The organism is Carboxylicivirga caseinilyticus, assembly GCF_050589785.1.
GTDB lineage: Bacteria > Bacteroidota > Bacteroidia > Bacteroidales > Marinilabiliaceae > Carboxylicivirga > Carboxylicivirga caseinilyticus.
In genome coordinates this window covers 106312-124758 of sequence record NZ_JBNGOX010000011.1, presented here as the reverse complement: position 1 = coordinate 124758, position 18447 = coordinate 106312, and the positions used below count along the sequence as shown (strand labels likewise).

Here is an 18447-nt window from a genome sequence, read left to right as displayed (position 1 = left end):
TATCTTTCTGTCAAAAACTTTCTTTGCTTTCATTATTTCAAGACCAGCCTATCGCCCGCCCTGTCTGCTTTTCATGACAACCATTGTTCTCAAAATCGGGTGCAAAATAAGCCAGTTTTTTCTAAACTTCCAAATCAAAATTGAAAGTTTTTCAAAAATATCTAGGGATCAGAGCCCCTACTTACTGATTAGATATACGTTACGACAAGAAAGTTTTTTCTATAAAAACTCTAAATTCGTTCAATGGAGAGTATTTTTACGGGTTTATTTAAATATTGACCTTCATTTTCGAGTTGATGAATCTTTAATAATACATCCATACCTGAAGTAACAATGCCAAACGCAGCAAATCCTTGTCCATCCGGATTACGTTTTCCTCCAAAATCAAGTTCTGGTTGATCTCCAATACAGAAAAAGAAATCAGCCTGAGCAGAACCCGGCTCATTACGAGCCATACTTAAAACGCCGTTTTTATGCAGTATTCCTGTTTGACCAGTTGTTTCATGAACGATTGGAGGCAAATGATTAGGATGTTCATCTTTAAACAACCCTCCTTGCACCACTTCTATTTTCACATCATTATTGGATTGATTGTCTTGAGTAACTACCCTGTAAAAGCTTGCACCTTCAAAACGGCCTTCATCAACATACTTTAAAAAGTTGCCTGCAGTTATTGGTGCTTCCTTTAAATATAAATCACAGGTAATATCTCCCAATTCGGTTTTAATAATTACTTGTGGTTGTTTTGAACAAGCTCCCAACAGCAAAATTGCACATATACTTAATAAGATAAACTTCATGTCATTTTCTTTTTATATCCAAATCCCTTCCAAAGCAGAATTGCAATAATAATAAAAGTAATGATAAAAGCCCACCAATTAACAGTGCGATAATACGCAATCAAAACTTTATCGCAATATTGAAAATCACTGGAACGAAATTGCCATTTCAGACTCTGTTTATCTTCTTGCATGGCATTGGTTTGATAAATAAATCCGGGCAGTTCAATTTCAATATTATAATTATTTGAACCTAATAGGATCGTTCTGTTATCAATATCATCTTCAAATTGATTAAAATAACCATTAGAATAAAGTTCACTAACCCATTTTACCTTCAATAAACTATCAGTCATTGATACTACTTCTTTAAAATCTGGGCCATTATCGAATGAAGGATATAGTAGCTCATCAATCATCAAGGCCTGATTTTCGTTTATAGTATTGTAACCGTTCTGAATTGCAAATGAATCTATAAGTCGAACATATTCCTTAGTAATTGATTTAAAAATATACTTCCAGAATTTCTGCTCTCCATTTTCTATCCATTCTGTTTTCTCAACCTTATTTAGATGACTAATAACCGTTGTGTCATCTGCTAAAAAATAGGCTCTCTCATCATTGTTTAAGAAATCATTTATATTATAATGTCGATATGGAAAGCGTTGCATAAATGTTTCAGTATACTCATGAAAGGTAAAAAACCATCTGAACTTTTTTACATAGTCAATTTTGATATTTTCTTTCTGTCCTGAATCAACCTGGTGAGAAAATGACACAGTTGAGGCCTCAATAGATGAAAAGGTTTTTTCAGCAATAGCACAAAACAAGGTATCTGCATCTTTAATCTCTTTTGTAAAACTCAGATCCCATCCATCTGATATATCAAACGAAAACTGATACCTATAAATTTGGGAAGAATCACCAACTGCCACAACTCGTTTAAAAACGGTACCATCATCATTAATCCTGGTGAAGAATCTTATCTCAGGACCACCACAGCTATTTATTAAAAGCATGAATCCGAACAATATATATCTAAACCTTTTCATTTCACTTCTTTTAATGATTAATTTTATTTCACCCAATCACATAAGCGTTGGTCCTTTTTTAAATGCCAGGAATTGAACTCCACCATTTCGCCGGATTTATACTTTTGATATTTTAAAGGGTAAAGCTCTTTCATTCCAGCAAGAAACTGACTTACATCTGATGCAAAAGGAGAATTATTAATGTTAAGATTTCTGACATCCAACTCAGAGAATTGAATGATATTTCGTTGATCATCGATAACAAAACCAGCCTCTTTTAAACTTTTCAATAAATTGGCTATTCGATAATCACATCGTTGATAATCCTGACTCTCAAAACTTATATCATTATTAAAAACAACAGTTGATGTCCTTTTTAAATAGGTATCAATTTCCATCCATGTATAACTGCCCACCGAAAGCAATACAATTATTGAAGCTGCAACACGCCACCAATAAATGCGATGTTGCTTTCTTACCTGCTCTTCTGATTCAATCTGATTTAAAACATTGTTTTTAAATCGTTGCAAATCATTTATTCGAGGTTGCTGCTTAATTTTTCTCCATTCTTCCATCACATTACTTTTAATAGTCTGCTAAGTTTTTCTTTCACCTTTTTTCGTGCCACATATAAATTGTCTTTGATTTGTTTTCTGGAAAATCCTGTGATTTCAACTACTTCATCCACATCTAATTCTTCCAGATCGCGTAAAACAAATATTAGTTTCTGTTGCTCAGACAATTGATCTGTAGCTGAATAAATCATTGTACCCAACTCCTTCAAATCAATTTCTTTTTCAATATCAACATCCGACTTCAGCACATCTGTCAATTCAGTCTTTTTTCTGCTTGTTTTCAAATAATCTAGTGACATTCGGGCCGCAATGGTATATAACCAGGTTGTAAATTTTGCCTTCTCAGGATTGTACTTTTTAATATTTTGCCACGCTTTTACAAAAACATTCTGAGAAATATCTTCAGCATCAGCTTCGTTATTGACGATACGAAACACAACAGAAAAAACATAATTGCCATATTCGGTCACCAATTGACCAAAGGCATCCTTATCTCCATTTTGGCAATTCTTTATAAGCTGATTTATTTCCATTGTCAGGTAACTGGTTTAAATATGATACGCTAGAAGTATCCATGGGCCGAAAATGAAATTACAAAAACTTCCTATTAAAATTGTATATACTCTCTTTTCGTTTTTGTTCGTATCCGAACAGGACGAACACTGTAACCTATTGACTACTATTGGCGTCACACTAGAAATTAGCAGAATGCGTATAATGTTCGGTTATGAACACTTTCGCCCTAATAAGCGATAATGCGCAATCGCACAAAAGATATTTATCATCTGATACAGTGTGCATTAAAATATTCGGCACAAGAGTTGATAACGTATTTTAACAATAAATCCATTGAATACAATTCACCTTTGAAAAAAATATTATGAGTCAAAGTATCATTCGTGTCAAACAACTTCACAAATCCTATACAACCGGCAGCAACTCATTACATGTGCTGAAAGGGTTAGACATCGACATCGAACAAGGTGAGATGGTATCTATCATGGGCTCATCAGGGTCTGGAAAATCAACGTTGCTTAATATATTGGGCATTCTTGACAATTATGACAGAGGCGAATATCATTTGAATAATATTCTTATTCGCCAGATGAGCGAACGAAAAGCTGCTGCATTCAGAAATCAATATATTGGTTTTATTTTCCAATCGTTTAACCTTATATCCTTTAAGAATGCAATGGAGAATGTAGCACTTCCATTATACTATCAGGGAGTTAGCCGAAAAAAACGAAACAACATGGCACTTGATCTACTTGAAAAATTAGGCTTGAGAGAATGGAGCGAACATTTACCAAGTGAACTTTCAGGAGGTCAGAAACAGCGTATTGCCATTGCTCGTTCATTAATCTCCAATCCGAAAATCATTTTAGCTGATGAGCCTACCGGAGCATTGGATACACAAACTTCGTATGAGGTAATGGACATTTTAAAAGAGGTAAACAACAGTGGTATCACGGTAATTATTGTTACTCACGAAAATGACATTGCCGATATGACTCAAAGAGTTATCAGGCTAAAGGATGGATTAATTGAGGCTAATCATACCAATGTTCATTTTGCAGATCAGCAAGCCGGGAAATCAATTTTTGTAAACGGTTAATTTTTATTCGATGATTGATTATTTACAAGAGATATTTTCAACTCTCAAACAAAACAAGCTAAGAGCAATCATGACCGGATTTAGTGTTGCATGGGGAATTTTCATGCTGATACTTTTATTGGGTTCGGGAAAAGGATTGCAAAATGGCATGGAAAATAACTTCAGAGGCACTTCTAAAAATGCATTGTGGATCTGGAGCCGCAGAACTCAGGTTGCTCATGACGGTTTAAAAGCCGGACGACGCATTCAGTTTACTGATCAGGATGCAAAGACTATTCAACGTCAGTTTGCAGATGACATTGATAATTTCTCGGGTCGTTTTAGTATCTGGGGAAACAACGATGTTACCTATAAAAATGAATATGGTGATTTTCGGGTAGAAGGAATTATGCCTGAATTCAAAAAAATATCGATTGTTGATATGCTGGACGGACGTTATATCAACGAACTGGACATTAAAGAATTTAGAAAATGTGTTATCATTTCCGAACCGGTTAAAAACCATCTCTTCAAGGAAGAAGATCCAATGGGTAAATACATCCGGATTGGCGGAGTACCTTTTAAAGTCGTAGGTATTTTCAAGAATCCAGAGAATCGTGATGAGAAAAAAGTATACATCCCATTATCCACTACACAACGTGTATATAATGGTAATAACAAACTGAGTGAAATGGCCATTGCTACCAACGCCTTGACCGTAGCAGATAACAAACGAATTGAAGAAGCTGTACAAAACACGTTAATGGAGCGACATAGAGTTGCACCGGAAGACAAGCAGGCCATTGGCATCTGGAACACTTTGGAATCATTCAAACAGGCACAAGGTGTATTTGCCGGAATAAGAATGTTTGTATGGGTTATTGGAGTGATGACCATTATAGCAGGTATTGTTGGAGTAAGCAATATCATGATTATCCTGGTAAAGGAACGAACTAAGGAAATTGGCATCAGAAAAGCCATTGGCGCTTCACCCATTTCAATAATACGGCTGGTATTATCTGAATCTGTTTTAATAACGGCTTTGGCAGGATTTTTTGGATTGGTTGCCGGCATGGGATTACTCTCACTTGTATCCATAATACTCCAGCAAGCTGCACAAGGCAGTCAGGAATTGGAAAGAGCCTTCTTTAATCCTTCAGCAGATTTAGGCGTAGCCATTTGGGCTTTGGTTATTCTGGTAACAGCCGGATTAGTAGCCGGTTTTATACCCGCTCGAAAAGCCTCAGCCATACGCCCCATCGAAGCCTTACATGATGAATAATTGTTAACCTTAGAACCTTATCTATGTTTGATAGAGACAGATGGCAGGAAATTTTTAATGCCATAAAAAAGAATAAACTTAGAAGTGTACTGACAGCCTTCGGTGTTTTTTGGGCAATTTTTATGCTGATTGTAATGACTGGCTCCGGTAACGGATTAAAAAACGGTATTACAGAAGGAGTAAAGGATTTTGCTACCAATAGTGCCTTTGTTTGGTCAGAGAATACTACTGTTGCTTTTGAAGGATTTAAAAGGGGAAGACACTGGATGATTACCAATGATGACATTGTAGCCATTAAAGACCAGGTACCTGAAGTAGAAGTGATCTCACCCCGCCTTAATGGCTGGAATTTAAGAAGTGGTGAGAATGTAGTAAGAGGGAAACGTTCTGCTGCATTTAATGTGATGGGTGATTATCCTACTTATAAAAAGATTGATCCCTGCACCATGCCTTATGGTCGATATATAAATGATGAAGACATTCGTTTAAAAAGAAAAGTCTGCATTATTGGAGAGAAAGTATACGAAATAATGTTCGACAAGGATGAAGATCCTGTAGGAAAATACATTAGAGTAAACGGGGTGTATTTTATGGTAGTGGGTGTCTTTAAAAGTAACAATCCTCAAATTAATATTGGAAGTAACAAAAAGGAAACGGTTTACCTTCCTTTTACTTCCATGCAACAAACATTCAACTATGGTGATCAGGTGCATTACTTTGGTTTCACTGCAAAAAAAGGAGTTAAGGTAAGTCAGGTAATTGATAAAATTACCCCCATACTTCAAAAGAATCATAAAATTTCTCCCGAAGATCCGGATGCAATCGGTAAGGTTGATATTGAAAATCAAATTCAGACCATGTTCTACATCTTTCTGGGAATTGACATTCTGATTTGGGTTGTGGGTATTGGAACCTTAATTGCAGGAGCTGTCGGTATCAGTAATATAATGCTGATCATCGTAAAAGAACGAACAAAAGAAATTGGTATTCAAAGAGCCATTGGAGCCCGGCCAGCTGTAATCATTGGTCAGTTATTAACAGAATCAGTCTTTCTAACAACCATCGCAGGTTTTATTGGCCTGGCATTTGGAACGTTCATCCTCTATCTGGTTGATGCCGGCATTGATGCTTCCAGAGCTGCAGCCACCGGCGAAGAAGAAACTTTCTTCCTTAACCCTGAAATTGGTTTACCACTAGCATTAGCCGCTTTGGCAATGCTAATTGTAGTAGGTTTCATTGCAGGCTTGATCCCTGCCATGAAAGCCATTAAAATCAAACCAATTGAAGCATTACGTCACGAATAAAAAACAAAAAGAACAAAATAACTTAACATCTTCAATCATGAAAAAAGTATTAAAAATAATCGGTCTGTTTATATTTATTGGATTAGTTGGCTGGGTTGTATTTTACTTATACAATCAAACAAAAAAAGATCCTGTTGTTTATGAAACTGAAAACGCTGAAGTAACCAACATCATCAAAAAAACTGTTGCTACCGGCTCTGTTGTACCCCGCAAGGAGATTGAAATTAAACCACAGGAATCAGGCATTATCACCGAACTATATGTAGAACCTGGTGATCTAGTTGAAAAAGGCGATTTAATTGCTAAAATTCAAATCATTCCTGAAATGGTTCAGGTAAATAATGCTGAAACTCAATTACGAAAAGCAGAAATCAATTATAAGAATGCTGAAATTGAATTCAAACGCAAAAAAGAACTTTATACTACCGGCGTAATTCCAGAATCAGAATATCTGGAAGAGTCTTTGCGATTTGAAACTGCTAAAGCAGATCGTGACGCAGCCGAAAACAATCTTCAGTTAATCAAAGAAGGTGTAACAGCCAATATGAAAAATCAGACCAATACTTTAATCCGCTCTACTATTAATGGTATGGTATTGGACGTACCTATCAAAGAAGGTAACTCTGTAATAAAAAGTAATACCTTTAATGATGGAACAACTGTTGCCACTGTTGCTGATATGGGTAAGATGGTATTTGAAGGAAAAGTTGATGAAACAGAAGTGGGTAAAATTCGGGAAGGTATGGACCTTTTGCTGTCAATTGGTGCCATAGAAGATGAAAAATACGATGCACGACTGGAATCAATCGCACCTAAAGGAGTTGAAGAGAATGGTGCCATCCAGTTTGAAATTAAAGCTGCTGTTAATTTAAAAGAAGGCCAATTTATCAGAGCAGGATACAGTGCTACAGCTGATATCGTTTTAGATCGTCGCGATAGTGTAATTGCCATTAAAGAAAAACTTATTTCCTTCAGTAATGATTCTGCCTTTGTAGAAATCGCGACCGGAGAACAGACTTTTGAAAAACGCCTTATTCATACAGGACTGTCTGACGGAATTAACATAGAAGTAAAAGATGGAATTACTGCTGAAGATAAGATTAAAGTGCCTAAGAGCTAGATTTCAATTATAATTAATATTTTTAATAGTTTTTTCAAATAAAAGTCGGGGATTATACCCCGGCTACCTGCTCCTTAATTTAATTTTTGGAGAACCTGAGAGAAATAATTAACAATCCTAACGGACAAAAAATCTTAGCAATGATTAGAAAAGCTTTTATAGGGTTCATCTTTGCATTCACAACCATCCTTTCATCCTCAGCGCAAGAGGTTAAACAATGGACACTTCTCGAATGCATCAATTATGCCCATGAAAATAATATTACCATACAAAGGCAACTTTTAAATGCCGAGTATCAGCAAAATTTGTATAAACAAAGTAAATTAGATATGCTTCCAAACCTTAATGCAAGCATAAATGGAGCTTTAAATTTTGGTTATACATGGATTCAGCAGGATGCCACAAACTTAGACATGAACACCCGTTCTCTGAGTACAGGCATCGGAAGTAATCTTACAGTATTTCAAGGCTTAGCAAAACAAAATACGGTTAAAAAGAATAAGTACTTGTTGATGCAGGCTCTTGAGGATAATGAGAAAACCAAAAATGACATTGCACTGCTTATTACCAGTCAATATCTGCAAATTCTTTTTGACAAAGAATTACTTGCTGTTGCTAAAGAGCAATATGAAACCAGCAAATTACAGGTTGAAAGAACTCAAAAACTGGTAGACGCCGGGAGTGTAGCAACAGGTAATCTTTTGGAGATTAAATCACAGGCTGCCAAAGAAGCCCTTAATGTAACTCAACAAGAGAATAACCTTGGATTGTCAAAGCTTACTTTAGCTCAATTACTGGACCTTGAAAATATATTGGATTTTGATATTGAAAGCCCGGTTATTCCTGAATTAACTGATTTTACCCCAGCCGGACCAGAAAATATTTATCAAACAGCATTAGGTATTATGCCACAGATTAAAAGTTCTGAGTACAATGTAAACAGCTCTGAATATGATCTAAAAATAGCAAAAGGTGCCTATTATCCAACTTTAAGTCTTGGTGCTAACATGGGAGCCAATGCCAACTGGCTGGTAGAAGATCCCAATGGTTATAACCGTCCTCTTTGGGATCAGTTCAAATCAACACGTAACACTTATGTTGGGGCATCCATTTCAATACCTATTTTTAATAAACTTCAAACCAGAAATGGTGTGGCTAATGCCAAATTAGGATTGCAAGATGCACAATACCAGCTTCAAGCTGCCAAACTTGACCTTAGAAAAGATATTCAACAAGCTTATGCTGATGCATTGGCAGCTTACAAGCAATTTTTATCCAGTGAAGAAGCTGTAGAATCATATAAAGAATCTTTCAGATACACAGAGAAAAAATTTAATGTTGGTTTGGTCAATTCTGTTGATTACAATGTATCTAAAACAGATTTTACCAAAGCGCAATCAGACTTATTACAAGCAAAATACTCTTATATATTAAGAACCAAAATACTTGATTTTTATAAAGGAACCCCTATAGAACTATAGAATATAGCTCACTCAAGTCCATACCAACCGGAATATCCGGTTGGTATTTTTATTTATAAGACAAGTAATTAACACAAAGCATTCAATAAAATACAACTGCTTTTACTATTTTAGCATAAAACAAATAAACCCAGCTCATGAAGAAACCGGTTCTTTTGGCATTGATTGCCCTCGTTGTTATTATTACATTGCTAATTATAGGAAAAAAGCAAGGCTGGATAGGCCAGGAATACCGTGAAAAAGTTCTAGCTGAAAAAATAACCAGAAGAACTATAACTGAATCAATAACAGCTAATGGAAAAATAAAACCTGAAGTTGAAGTTAAGATTAGTTCTGATGTATCTGGTGAAATATTGGAGTTACTTGTTCAAGAAGGTGAAGAAGTGACAAAAGGACAAATACTGGCTCGTATACAACCGGATATCTACCAACGTAACCTCGAAAAGATGCAGGCAGCGCTAAAGTCTGCCGAGGCCAATCTTTCACAGGCAAAAGCACAATTGGTTCAAAAAGAACTTAACTATAATCGTAATAAACAATTATGGGATGAAAAGACCATCTCAGAAGCGGAATACGAACAAGCCCTTTCGGAATATAATGTTGCCAAAGCCAATGTTGAATCTGCTCTTGCAAGCGTAGTAAATTCAAAAGCAGGTTTAAATGAAGCCCAGGATAACCTGAATAAAACAACCATTTATGCTCCCATGGAAGGGACCATTTCGAGGCTAAATGTAGAAAAAGGTGAACGTGTTGTTGGAACAGCCCAATTCGAAGGTACAGAAATGATGACTCTGGCAAACCTTAATCAAATGGAAGTATTAGTTGATGTTAATGAGAATGATATCATCCGGGTAAGCCTAAAAGATACCTGTCTGATTGAAGTAGATGCCTACCTGAAGAAAAAATTTAAGGGAATTGTAACGCAAATTGCCAATTCGGCAAAAGTTGAAGGAACAAGTGCTGATCAGATTACCAACTTTGAAGTAAGGGTATTGATTCTTCCAGAATCATACGAAGATATGATTGATGAAACAAAACATAGTAAATACCCATTTCGTCCGGGTATGTCGGCAACCGTTGATATCCAAACCAATACAAAAAATGATATTTTAACGGTTCCAATCATTGCTGTTACCATGCGTAACGACACCACCAAAACTGATTCTACAGATATTAAAAAGCCAGATGCCGAATCAAAAATAGAAGTTGTTTTTATCGCTGAAGATGGTGTTGCCAAACAACGTTCAGTAGAAACCGGCATTCAGGATTCAAAGTACATTGAAATTACAGAAGGAGTAAGTGAAGATGAGCAAGTTGTAAGCGGACCTTATTCTGCCATCTCACGAAAACTGGAAGATGGCGATTTAATTGAAATCGTTGACAAATTGACGTCGGATAAAAAGGATTAATTATTCTCTTTTTATATTTTTGTGCCATATTTAAGTTATAGTATGGCAAGGATTTTAAGCATTGAAACATCAACAGGAGTTTGTTCTGTTTCTTACAGCATTGACGGAAATGTAGTTGCATCAAAAGAACTTTTTGAAGCCAATTCACATGCAGCTCATCTTACTGTTTTAATTGAGCAACTTTTTGAAGAGAATCAATTATCAGCCGGTAAAGATTTAGATGCTGTTGCAGTAAGCAGTGGCCCAGGGTCCTACACAGGTTTAAGAATTGGAGTCTCAACCGCCAAAGGAATTTGCTACGCTTCCGACCTACCTTTAATTGCCATTGATTCAATGCATATAATGACTTTTCCAATTGTTAATCAGGATTGGCAAAAGTCTGATCTTCCCTACTTATTTTGCCCTTTGATGGATGCACGTCGAATGGAAGTATACACAGCTATTTTTGATTCAGCAATGAATTTAAAAGAAGAAATTTCAGCTAAAATTGTTGATGAAGAAACATTTACTTCTCTGCTTAGTGAAAATAAGGTTGTTTTCTTTGGTAACGGCTCCGACAAATGCAAAGATGTTATCAAACACGAGAATGCCATTTTTGTGGATGACATTAATCCACTAGCTAAGAATTTAGCCCCAATGGCTGAAAAATATTTCGTTGAAAACAAATTTGAGGATGTTGCTTATTTTGAACCATTTTATTTAAAAGACTTTGTTGCAACTACACCTAAAAAAAAGATCTTATAATCCCAACCAATAAGTGATGTAATACGTTAAATTGTCATAAGGTAAGAAATACTAACCTTTAAACAGTTTTATGAAATACGTTTTAATCTTATTGTCTCTGCTTGTAGTTTCCAGTTATTCTTATGGTAATAATCAGGAGAAAGCAGATACTGTTTTTATACCTCCCTATTCTCTTACCAATCATAAATCATATAAAGATGGAGAACATTTAGTCTTTACGCTTAACTATGGTTTTGTAACTGGAGGGAAAGCCTATTTATCAGTAAATGACACTATCATTAACAATACCAAAACTCATCATGTAATCGGGAAAGGTGTTACTGTTGGGGTTGCAGATGTTTTATATAAAATTCGCGATCAGTACGAGAGCTTTATCGATACGAAGACCCAACTTCCTGTAAAGGCTGTCCGTAATATCAGAGAAGGCAGATACAGATATTACAACGAAGTTTATTACAACAGAGATTCTTCACAGGTTATCAGCCAAAAATCAGGCGTTCACAATGTTCAGGAAGGTATACTTGATATATTATCAGCTTTTTATTTTGCACGCAATCATAAATTCAACGATCAGTTAGCTAAAGGAGACGTAATTCAGTTTATGACCTTTTTCTCTGACGAAAATTTTGCTTTACGTATCAGATATCGTGGTATTGAAACCATAAAAACAAAATTTGGCAAAGTGGAATGTTACAAATTTTCACCTGTAACTGAAGTCGGTAGAGCCTTTAAAACTGAAGATGATATGCAGGTTTGGATCTCCAAAGACAATAACCGCATTCCTATAAGGGTAAAATTCGACTTGAAAGTTGGGTCATTCATCTGCGACCTGGATGAATTTAAGGGTATTAAACATCCATTCTCAAGTATAAAAAAGTAACTCTTCAAAAGAATTTTCACCTTCTTTTCTCACCAATAATGCAGAATTGAGCCAATATTACTGCGGTGCCAGATTGAATTATTATCACATTATGCTGATTTATTAAGCATTTACACTATTTTTGCACCGTTTTTTGAGTAATAATAGAATCAACAGAATATCAATACTATGGCAACTACAGCTGATTTTAGAAACGGAATGTGCATTGAATACAATGGACAATTGTTTTTCATTGTTCAGTTTCAGCACGTGAAACCTGGTAAGGGAGCTGCTTTTGTTAGAACAAAACTTAAGAATGTTTCAACCGGAAAAGTAATTGAAAACACATTTAACGCAGGTGTAAAAGTAAATGAAGCACGCGTTGAACGTCGTCCACATCAGTTTTTATACAATGATGACATGGGTTATCACTTCATGAACGCTGAAACATTTGAGCAAGTTCCAATTGAAAAGGATTTAATTGACAATCCTGCATTACTTAGCGAAGGTTTGGAAGTTGAAGTGGTATATCATGCTGATACAGAAACACCTCTAATGGTTAATCTTCCAACAACAGTTGCGTACGAAATTACTTACACTGAACCGGGTGTTAGAGGAGATACTTCATCAACTAACTCACTAAAACCTGCAACGGTAACAACTGGTGCGCAAATTATGGTTCCATTGTTTATTAATGTAGGCGACAAAATTAAAATTGATACTCGTGACAACTCATACGTTGAAAGAGTAAAAGAATAATTTTTTAGCACTTGCTAAGAAATACCCTTTCGGAAAAATCCCTATTTTAACAAAAGATATGGATTTATTTGAAAGGGTATTTTAGTTTTTGTATCTTCTTTACTATTATTGAGACGAAGTTTTTAATATCTTAGTTGATATTTCTTACCTAACATGGTTACGCAGATAAAAAAGAAAAGGCTCAAACTGTATAAGGATCGATTGAATATCATCCTTGACATAGCACAAACGATCAATGAAGATCACACCATTGAGGACTTATTGGCTGAGTTCGAAATCTTGTTGCGCGAAGAACTGGAGGTTGGTAAAGTACTGGTTTTCACTCTTTCGAATAATGTATGGCATAATCTTTTAACTTCTGGTGTAACCAAAGATGAAGCCAATCTGATAAATGTTGAAGAAGATCTTCTCTGCTATAAAACCATCGAAAGTATAACCATTTCACATCCTCCTAAATTAAAAGGCTTTGATGCTGTTATACCTTTGTTTCACAGGTTTGCTCCCATCGGCTATGTTCTCATAGGTGATATTGAAGAAGAACAGCAAGGCATCAGTCCAACCATCAAGCATCTGAAGCTGATTCAGATTATTGCAAATCTTATTATTGTATTTGTTGAAAACAAACGAATGCAAAATGCATTGCTTGAACAGGAAATATTAAAAAAGGAGATGGAACTGGCATCACGTATTCAAAACCAATTGGTTCCAAGTGAATACCAGATGCCCAAAACACAAAAGCTCGATATTCAAACATACTATCAACCACACATGGGTGTAGGAGGTGATTATTATGATATTTTTCGATTATCGAGACAAACTATCGGATTCTGCATGGCTGATGTTTCAGGCAAAGGAATCGCAGCTGCTATGGTAATGTCTAATTTTCAAGCAGTGATGCGATCATTATTTACAGCCGGTACAAATTTTAAAAAATTAATTCCCCTCCTGAATGAAAGGGTGAATGCAAGTGCTAATAACGAGAAGTTTATTACTCTTTTTATTGGCCGCTACAATTTAATGACCAGACGATTGACATATGTTAATGCCGGCCATCTTCCACCCCTTCTTTACGATACAAAAAAGAAACATCTGACTCACCTAGAAAAAGGTTGTATTGGTTTAGGAATGCTTGATTTTGTTCCTTCAATCGAAGTTGGAAAAATAAAGATTCCTAAAGAAGCAAAATTATTGGCTTTTACCGATGGTGTGGTCGAATTGGATAAAGGCAATCAGGTTGAATCCAATGCACAGGAAATTGAAGATATTCTTTGTACTACAGCAAGCCTTGAACAAAACTTTGCTCAATTACGAGGCATCATTGATAAGTTTGTAACAAAGGGAGCTGTGTTTGACGACATCTCATTACTTGGTCTTGAATTCAAGTAATTCTAAAACTTAAAAAAAATAAAAAAGCAGACACAAGGGTCTGCTCTTTAATCATATCTTCTAATAATTATTCTGCAATAACAAGGTAGTAGTTTTTCTTACCTTTTTGAACCAACAGATATTTATCGTTCAATAGCATTGATGCATCAGCATTTATTTCAGCATCCGATACTTTTTCTTTGTTAATACTTACTCCACCTCCCTTGATGGTTCTACGTAACTCTCCTTTTGAAGGAAACACTTCTGTTTTCTCAGCGAGCAAATCAACAATACTTATTCCTTCAGTAAATACCGCCTTATCAACATTGAATTGAGGAACTCCTTCAAATACTGCCAACAAAGTTCTTTCATCTATTTTACGCAAAGCTTCTGTTGTGGCTTTACCAAACAAAATTTGCGATGCTTCAACTGCTGAATCATAAGCCTCTCGCCCATGAACCATCACGGTTACTTCCTCCGCCAAACGTTTTTGTAATGGACGTAAATGAGGTGCATCGTTTTGTTCTTTCACCATGGCTTCAATTTCATCCTTCGAAAGCATAGTGAAAATCTTAATGTATTTCTCAGCATCTGCATCCGATGTATTCATCCAGAACTGGTAAAAATGGTATGGACTTGTTTTTTCAGGATCTAACCAAACATTACCACTTTCTGTTTTTCCAAATTTACCACCATCAGCTTTTGTTATCAAAGGACATGTCAAAGCAAAAGCTTCTCCACGTTCTATACGACGAATCATCTCGGTACCGGTAGTAATATTACCCCACTGATCTGATCCACCCATTTGCAAACGACAATTTTTCTCACGGTATAAATGAAGAAAATCGTATCCCTGAACCAATTGGTAAGTAAACTCGGTAAACGACATACCTGATTTTGACTCAGATCCCAATCTTTTTTTCACAGAATCTTTTGCCATCATGTAATTTACAGTGATATGCTTACCTACATCACGAATGAATTCCAAAAATGAAAACTCTTTCATCCAATCGTAATTGTTTACCATCTCTGCACCGTTCTCTTTTGATGAATCAAAATCAAGAAAAAGACTTAATTGCTTTTTTAAACCATCCTGATTTTTACGCAAAGTTTCCTCATCAAGCAGATTTCTCTCTGCTGATTTACCAGATGGATCACCAATCATACCAGTTGCACCACCAACCAAACAAATAGGTTTATGACCAGCAGCCTGAAAATGTTTTAACATCATCACACTTACCAGGTGGCCAATATGTAAAGAGTCAGCAGTAGGGTCTATTCCCACATATGCTGATGTCATTTCTTTTTTCAGTTGTTCTTCAGTTCCGGGCATCACATCATGAATCATGCCCCTCCAGTTTAATTCCTCAACAAAGTTCATTGTCAGCTATTTTATGCGTTTCGTTTGAAACTTTTACTATTCAAAACATTTAGAGGCACAAAGATAATAATTGCAGGCACACAATACCTGTTTTCGAAGTTGAAATTAGACCCATTAAAAAGTAATTCCCAACGGTTGTAACTTAATGAGATATCAATGCGTCACACCTATTTATAAATCCATCATTTCCAAAATGTTTGATAGCCATTTACAAGCATTTAGTCCAGAAATTTATTAAATTAGCCATACACGCAACTAGATCCTGACTATGAACAAATTGACCTTTCTAATCATCCTGCTGTTTTCCTTTTTATCTATTTCTGCACAAACAAAAAAAACAGTGGAGTGCTATGCCATAGATGAGCCTTTAAAAATTGATGGTGTATTGGATGAGAACTGTTATACAAATGCTCTTCCAGCAAAAGATTTTCTACAACTACAGCCATATAATGGTAAACCTTCCTATCAAGCCACTGAAGTTTATTTTTTTTATGATCAGAATGCCATTTACCTCGGAGCCATGCTATATGATAATGCTCCGGATAGCATCTATAATTTTTTAACTGCAAGAGATAATATCGGTATGTCTGATTATTTCGGGGTTTATTTCGATCCGTATAACGAAGGGCAGTTGGCTTTTGGCTTTTTTATTACACCAGCAGGAGTTCAGACTGACATCAAGGCGATTAAAACATCTTACGATTATGAAGACGGAAGCTGGGATGCTGTTTGGCAGAGCAAAACCAATATTACTGATAAAGGCTGGGTTATTGAAATGCGAATTCCTTATTCGGCACTGCGATTCCCTTTGACTGATGTTCATACATGGGGATTGAATATGTTTCGAAACATCAGAAGATATAATTCCAATAATTCATGGAATTTTATTGATCGGAATGTGGATGGATTTATTCATCAACAGGGAGTAATGACCGGAATTAAAAATATTAAACCCCCAGTTCGATTATCTTTTTCACCCTATCTGGCAACCTATGTTGAACACAGCGAAAGTAGTGGTGAAACGGATTTTATATATCGTGGTGGATTGGATCTTAAATACGGCATCAACGAAAGTTATACGCTTGATATGATGCTTATCCCCGATTTCGGTCAAATCCAATCTGACGATAAACAATTGAATCTGTCACCATATGAACTATACTACCAGGAAAGAAGACAATTTTTTACTGAAGGAGTTGAATTATTTAATCGTGGCGAAATATTTTATTCCAGACGTATTGGAGCATATCCAAAATTTACCTCTACAGCATATGACAATCTTAAGACGAACGAGATTGTTGAAGAAATGCCTTCTGAAACTCAACTGGTGAATGCAACTAAAATTTCAGGCCGTAATAAAAAGGGATTTGCCATTGGTTTTTTGAATGCCATGAGTTTGAATTCCTATGCTACAATAAAAGACACTATTACTAATTCAGCCAGGGAAGCATTGGTTCAACCCTTCACCAATTATAACGTATCCGTTATTGATCAATCGTTAAAAAACAACTCCTACATTAGCTTGATTAACACCAATATGATTGTAGCCAATAATCCATTTATGGCTAATGTAACTGCTACGGAATTTCAATTCAGAGATAAGGGACTTAAATATGCCCTGAGTGGCCAGGCCGGGGTTAGTCACAGAGGTGCCGAAGATAAGGAAACGGGTTGGTTTACCATGCTGGAGTTTGCAAAGAACAGGGGTAAGTGGCAATACGGTATCGAACAAAGTGCAATATCAGATGACTACAATCCGAATGATATGGGTTATCTGCAAAGGAACAACCGATTTGACACCGAACTTTTTCTTTTGTTTCAAAAAGTTGAACCTTTCAGCATTTTCAGACAAATGTTTACACGCACCTGGTATGAGCAGAACAGGGTAATGAAGCCATGGGATTTAAATAACCATGAAGCAGGCATTTATACCGAATGGCAATTCATGAATAATTATGGTGTTGAAGCAAGGTTTACCTATGTGGGCAATGATCGAAACTATGATGAACCCAGAGTTGAAGGCAGGTATTTTTATAAACCTGAAACTTTCAACTACAACTTCTTTGCACATTCCGACTGGACAAAAAAGCTCCATGTATATTCCTATTATGGAGAATATAAAAGGCCTGAACGAGATCAGAAAGGAAACTGGCTTGGATTAGGCTTAGGTTGTCAGCTGGGACAAAAACTCTCATTATCATTTGAAATGGCATATGAAGGAGAAGAAAATGATTATGGCTATGTTAGTAAAAATGATAATGAGGATAGTATCCATTTTGCCCGTCGCAATGTGGCCACGGTAGAGAATGTGCTTGAGTTATCATATACATTTAACAATGAACTTAGTCTTCGATTGAGAGGGCGACATTATTGGTCTGGTGTAGAAAACAAGCAATTTTACCTTCTTCAGAATGATGGAACTCTTCTTCCGGATGCAATTTATAATGAAAACTTTGACAATAACTTTAATGCTTTTAATATTGACATGGTTCTTCGGTGGGTATTTGCTCCGGGATCTGAAATGACTTTCGGTTGGAAGAATTCCATTTTTGATCAGGATGACAAATCAATTAGTAACTATAGAAAAAATATTGATATTATTTGGAAAAGTCCGCAAACCAATACTTTATCATTTCGCATTCTATATTACATCGACTATAATAACTTATTTAATAAACAAGAAAGTTGATGTGAAAGAATATTGTTTAAATTTGCCGCGCAATAACAAGTACTCTTCCCTACCTGATTGTTAATTTAAAACCTA

General features: G+C 35.9%; 16 protein-coding genes. 11 read left to right on the top strand and 5 right to left on the bottom strand.

What is annotated here, in order from left to right; all coding sequences use genetic code 11:
- Window positions 1-230 precede the first annotated feature (230 nt).
- From ACRD62_RS08200 to ACRD62_RS08185, 4 genes are read right to left on the bottom strand one after another with little or no spacing between them, the layout of a single operon-like run.
- Window positions 231-800: a peptidylprolyl isomerase gene (locus tag ACRD62_RS08200; protein ID WP_430819648.1), complete on the bottom strand. Its 570-nt coding sequence runs from the start codon at window positions 798-800 to the stop codon at window positions 231-233.
- On the bottom strand, window positions 797-1831 hold the full coding sequence (locus tag ACRD62_RS08195; RefSeq protein WP_430819647.1) for a hypothetical protein: 1035 nt from the start codon (window positions 1829-1831) through the stop codon (window positions 797-799). The genes ACRD62_RS08200 and ACRD62_RS08195 overlap by 4 nt, the downstream gene beginning before the upstream one ends.
- Window positions 1832-1854: 23 nt before the next feature.
- The gene (locus tag ACRD62_RS08190) at window positions 1855-2385 is read right to left on the bottom strand and encodes a hypothetical protein (RefSeq protein WP_430819646.1); all 531 of its coding nucleotides are present in this window, start codon (window positions 2383-2385) and stop codon (window positions 1855-1857) included.
- Entirely contained in the window at window positions 2385-2918 is a 534-nt protein-coding gene (locus ACRD62_RS08185; protein WP_430819645.1) for an RNA polymerase sigma factor, read from the bottom strand. The genes ACRD62_RS08190 and ACRD62_RS08185 overlap by 1 nt, the downstream gene beginning before the upstream one ends.
- Before the next feature lie 347 nt (window positions 2919-3265).
- Here ACRD62_RS08185 and ACRD62_RS08180 point away from each other — a divergent pair, with 347 nt between their 5' ends.
- The 10 genes from ACRD62_RS08180 to ACRD62_RS08135 all read left to right on the top strand — a co-directional run bounded on the left by ACRD62_RS08180 (window position 3266) and on the right by ACRD62_RS08135 (window position 14323).
- Complete coding sequence (locus ACRD62_RS08180) at window positions 3266-4000, top strand: ABC transporter ATP-binding protein (protein WP_430819644.1); 735 nt, start codon at window positions 3266-3268, stop codon at window positions 3998-4000.
- Between the two features lie 10 nt (window positions 4001-4010).
- On the top strand, window positions 4011-5261 hold the full coding sequence (locus ACRD62_RS08175) for an ABC transporter permease (RefSeq protein WP_430819642.1): 1251 nt from the start codon (window positions 4011-4013) through the stop codon (window positions 5259-5261).
- Window positions 5262-5284: 23 nt separating this feature from the next.
- On the top strand, window positions 5285-6565 hold the full coding sequence (locus ACRD62_RS08170) for an ABC transporter permease (RefSeq protein WP_430819641.1): 1281 nt from the start codon (window positions 5285-5287) through the stop codon (window positions 6563-6565).
- A 37-nt stretch (window positions 6566-6602) separates the two neighbouring features.
- Window positions 6603-7685, top strand: coding sequence for an efflux RND transporter periplasmic adaptor subunit (locus tag ACRD62_RS08165; protein WP_430819640.1), 1083 nt, complete (start codon window positions 6603-6605; stop codon window positions 7683-7685).
- A 140-nt stretch (window positions 7686-7825) separates the two neighbouring features.
- Window positions 7826-9166 (top strand): TolC family protein, encoded by a 1341-nt coding sequence (locus ACRD62_RS08160; RefSeq protein WP_430819639.1) that lies wholly within the window; start codon window positions 7826-7828, stop codon window positions 9164-9166.
- Between the two features lie 137 nt (window positions 9167-9303).
- On the top strand, window positions 9304-10575 hold the full coding sequence (locus tag ACRD62_RS08155) for an efflux RND transporter periplasmic adaptor subunit (RefSeq protein WP_430819638.1): 1272 nt from the start codon (window positions 9304-9306) through the stop codon (window positions 10573-10575).
- 42 nt (window positions 10576-10617) lie between these two features.
- On the top strand, window positions 10618-11319 hold the full coding sequence (tsaB, locus tag ACRD62_RS08150) for a tRNA (adenosine(37)-N6)-threonylcarbamoyltransferase complex dimerization subunit type 1 TsaB (RefSeq protein ID WP_430819637.1): 702 nt from the start codon (window positions 10618-10620) through the stop codon (window positions 11317-11319).
- Between the two features lie 70 nt (window positions 11320-11389).
- Window positions 11390-12199: a DUF3108 domain-containing protein gene (locus tag ACRD62_RS08145; protein WP_430819636.1), complete on the top strand. Its 810-nt coding sequence runs from the start codon at window positions 11390-11392 to the stop codon at window positions 12197-12199.
- Between the two features lie 168 nt (window positions 12200-12367).
- Window positions 12368-12937, top strand: coding sequence for an elongation factor P (gene efp / locus ACRD62_RS08140; RefSeq protein WP_430819635.1), 570 nt, complete (start codon window positions 12368-12370; stop codon window positions 12935-12937).
- A gap of 153 nt (window positions 12938-13090) precedes the next feature.
- On the top strand, window positions 13091-14323 hold the full coding sequence (locus ACRD62_RS08135) for a PP2C family protein-serine/threonine phosphatase (protein ID WP_430819634.1): 1233 nt from the start codon (window positions 13091-13093) through the stop codon (window positions 14321-14323).
- A 67-nt stretch (window positions 14324-14390) separates the two neighbouring features.
- Here the strand turns inward: ACRD62_RS08135 and tyrS are convergent, their stop codons facing one another.
- Window positions 14391-15683: a tyrosine--tRNA ligase gene (tyrS, locus tag ACRD62_RS08130; RefSeq protein ID WP_430819633.1), complete on the bottom strand. Its 1293-nt coding sequence runs from the start codon at window positions 15681-15683 to the stop codon at window positions 14391-14393.
- A 268-nt stretch (window positions 15684-15951) separates the two neighbouring features.
- Between tyrS and ACRD62_RS08125 the strand changes: the two genes are divergently transcribed.
- Entirely contained in the window at window positions 15952-18372 is a 2421-nt protein-coding gene (locus ACRD62_RS08125) for a DUF5916 domain-containing protein (protein ID WP_430819632.1), read from the top strand.
- Window positions 18373-18447 lie beyond the last annotated feature (75 nt).

Coding starts and splice junctions, on each gene's coding strand:
- ACRD62_RS08200 (WP_430819648.1), bottom strand. CDS start 800: ATGAAGTTTATCTTATTAAGTATATGTGCAATTTTGCTGTTGGGAGCT.
- ACRD62_RS08195 (WP_430819647.1), bottom strand. CDS start 1,831: ATGAAAAGGTTTAGATATATATTGTTCGGATTCATGCTTTTAATAAAT.
- ACRD62_RS08190 (WP_430819646.1), bottom strand. CDS start 2,385: ATGGAAGAATGGAGAAAAATTAAGCAGCAACCTCGAATAAATGATTTG.
- ACRD62_RS08185 (WP_430819645.1), bottom strand. CDS start 2,918: ATGGAAATAAATCAGCTTATAAAGAATTGCCAAAATGGAGATAAGGAT.
- ACRD62_RS08180 (WP_430819644.1), top strand. CDS start 3,266: ATGAGTCAAAGTATCATTCGTGTCAAACAACTTCACAAATCCTATACA.
- ACRD62_RS08175 (WP_430819642.1), top strand. CDS start 4,011: ATGATTGATTATTTACAAGAGATATTTTCAACTCTCAAACAAAACAAG.
- ACRD62_RS08170 (WP_430819641.1), top strand. CDS start 5,285: ATGTTTGATAGAGACAGATGGCAGGAAATTTTTAATGCCATAAAAAAG.
- ACRD62_RS08165 (WP_430819640.1), top strand. CDS start 6,603: ATGAAAAAAGTATTAAAAATAATCGGTCTGTTTATATTTATTGGATTA.
- ACRD62_RS08160 (WP_430819639.1), top strand. CDS start 7,826: ATGATTAGAAAAGCTTTTATAGGGTTCATCTTTGCATTCACAACCATC.
- ACRD62_RS08155 (WP_430819638.1), top strand. CDS start 9,304: ATGAAGAAACCGGTTCTTTTGGCATTGATTGCCCTCGTTGTTATTATT.
- tsaB (WP_430819637.1), top strand. CDS start 10,618: ATGGCAAGGATTTTAAGCATTGAAACATCAACAGGAGTTTGTTCTGTT.
- ACRD62_RS08145 (WP_430819636.1), top strand. CDS start 11,390: ATGAAATACGTTTTAATCTTATTGTCTCTGCTTGTAGTTTCCAGTTAT.
- efp (WP_430819635.1), top strand. CDS start 12,368: ATGGCAACTACAGCTGATTTTAGAAACGGAATGTGCATTGAATACAAT.
- ACRD62_RS08135 (WP_430819634.1), top strand. CDS start 13,091: ATGGTTACGCAGATAAAAAAGAAAAGGCTCAAACTGTATAAGGATCGA.
- tyrS (WP_430819633.1), bottom strand. CDS start 15,683: ATGAACTTTGTTGAGGAATTAAACTGGAGGGGCATGATTCATGATGTG.
- ACRD62_RS08125 (WP_430819632.1), top strand. CDS start 15,952: ATGAACAAATTGACCTTTCTAATCATCCTGCTGTTTTCCTTTTTATCT.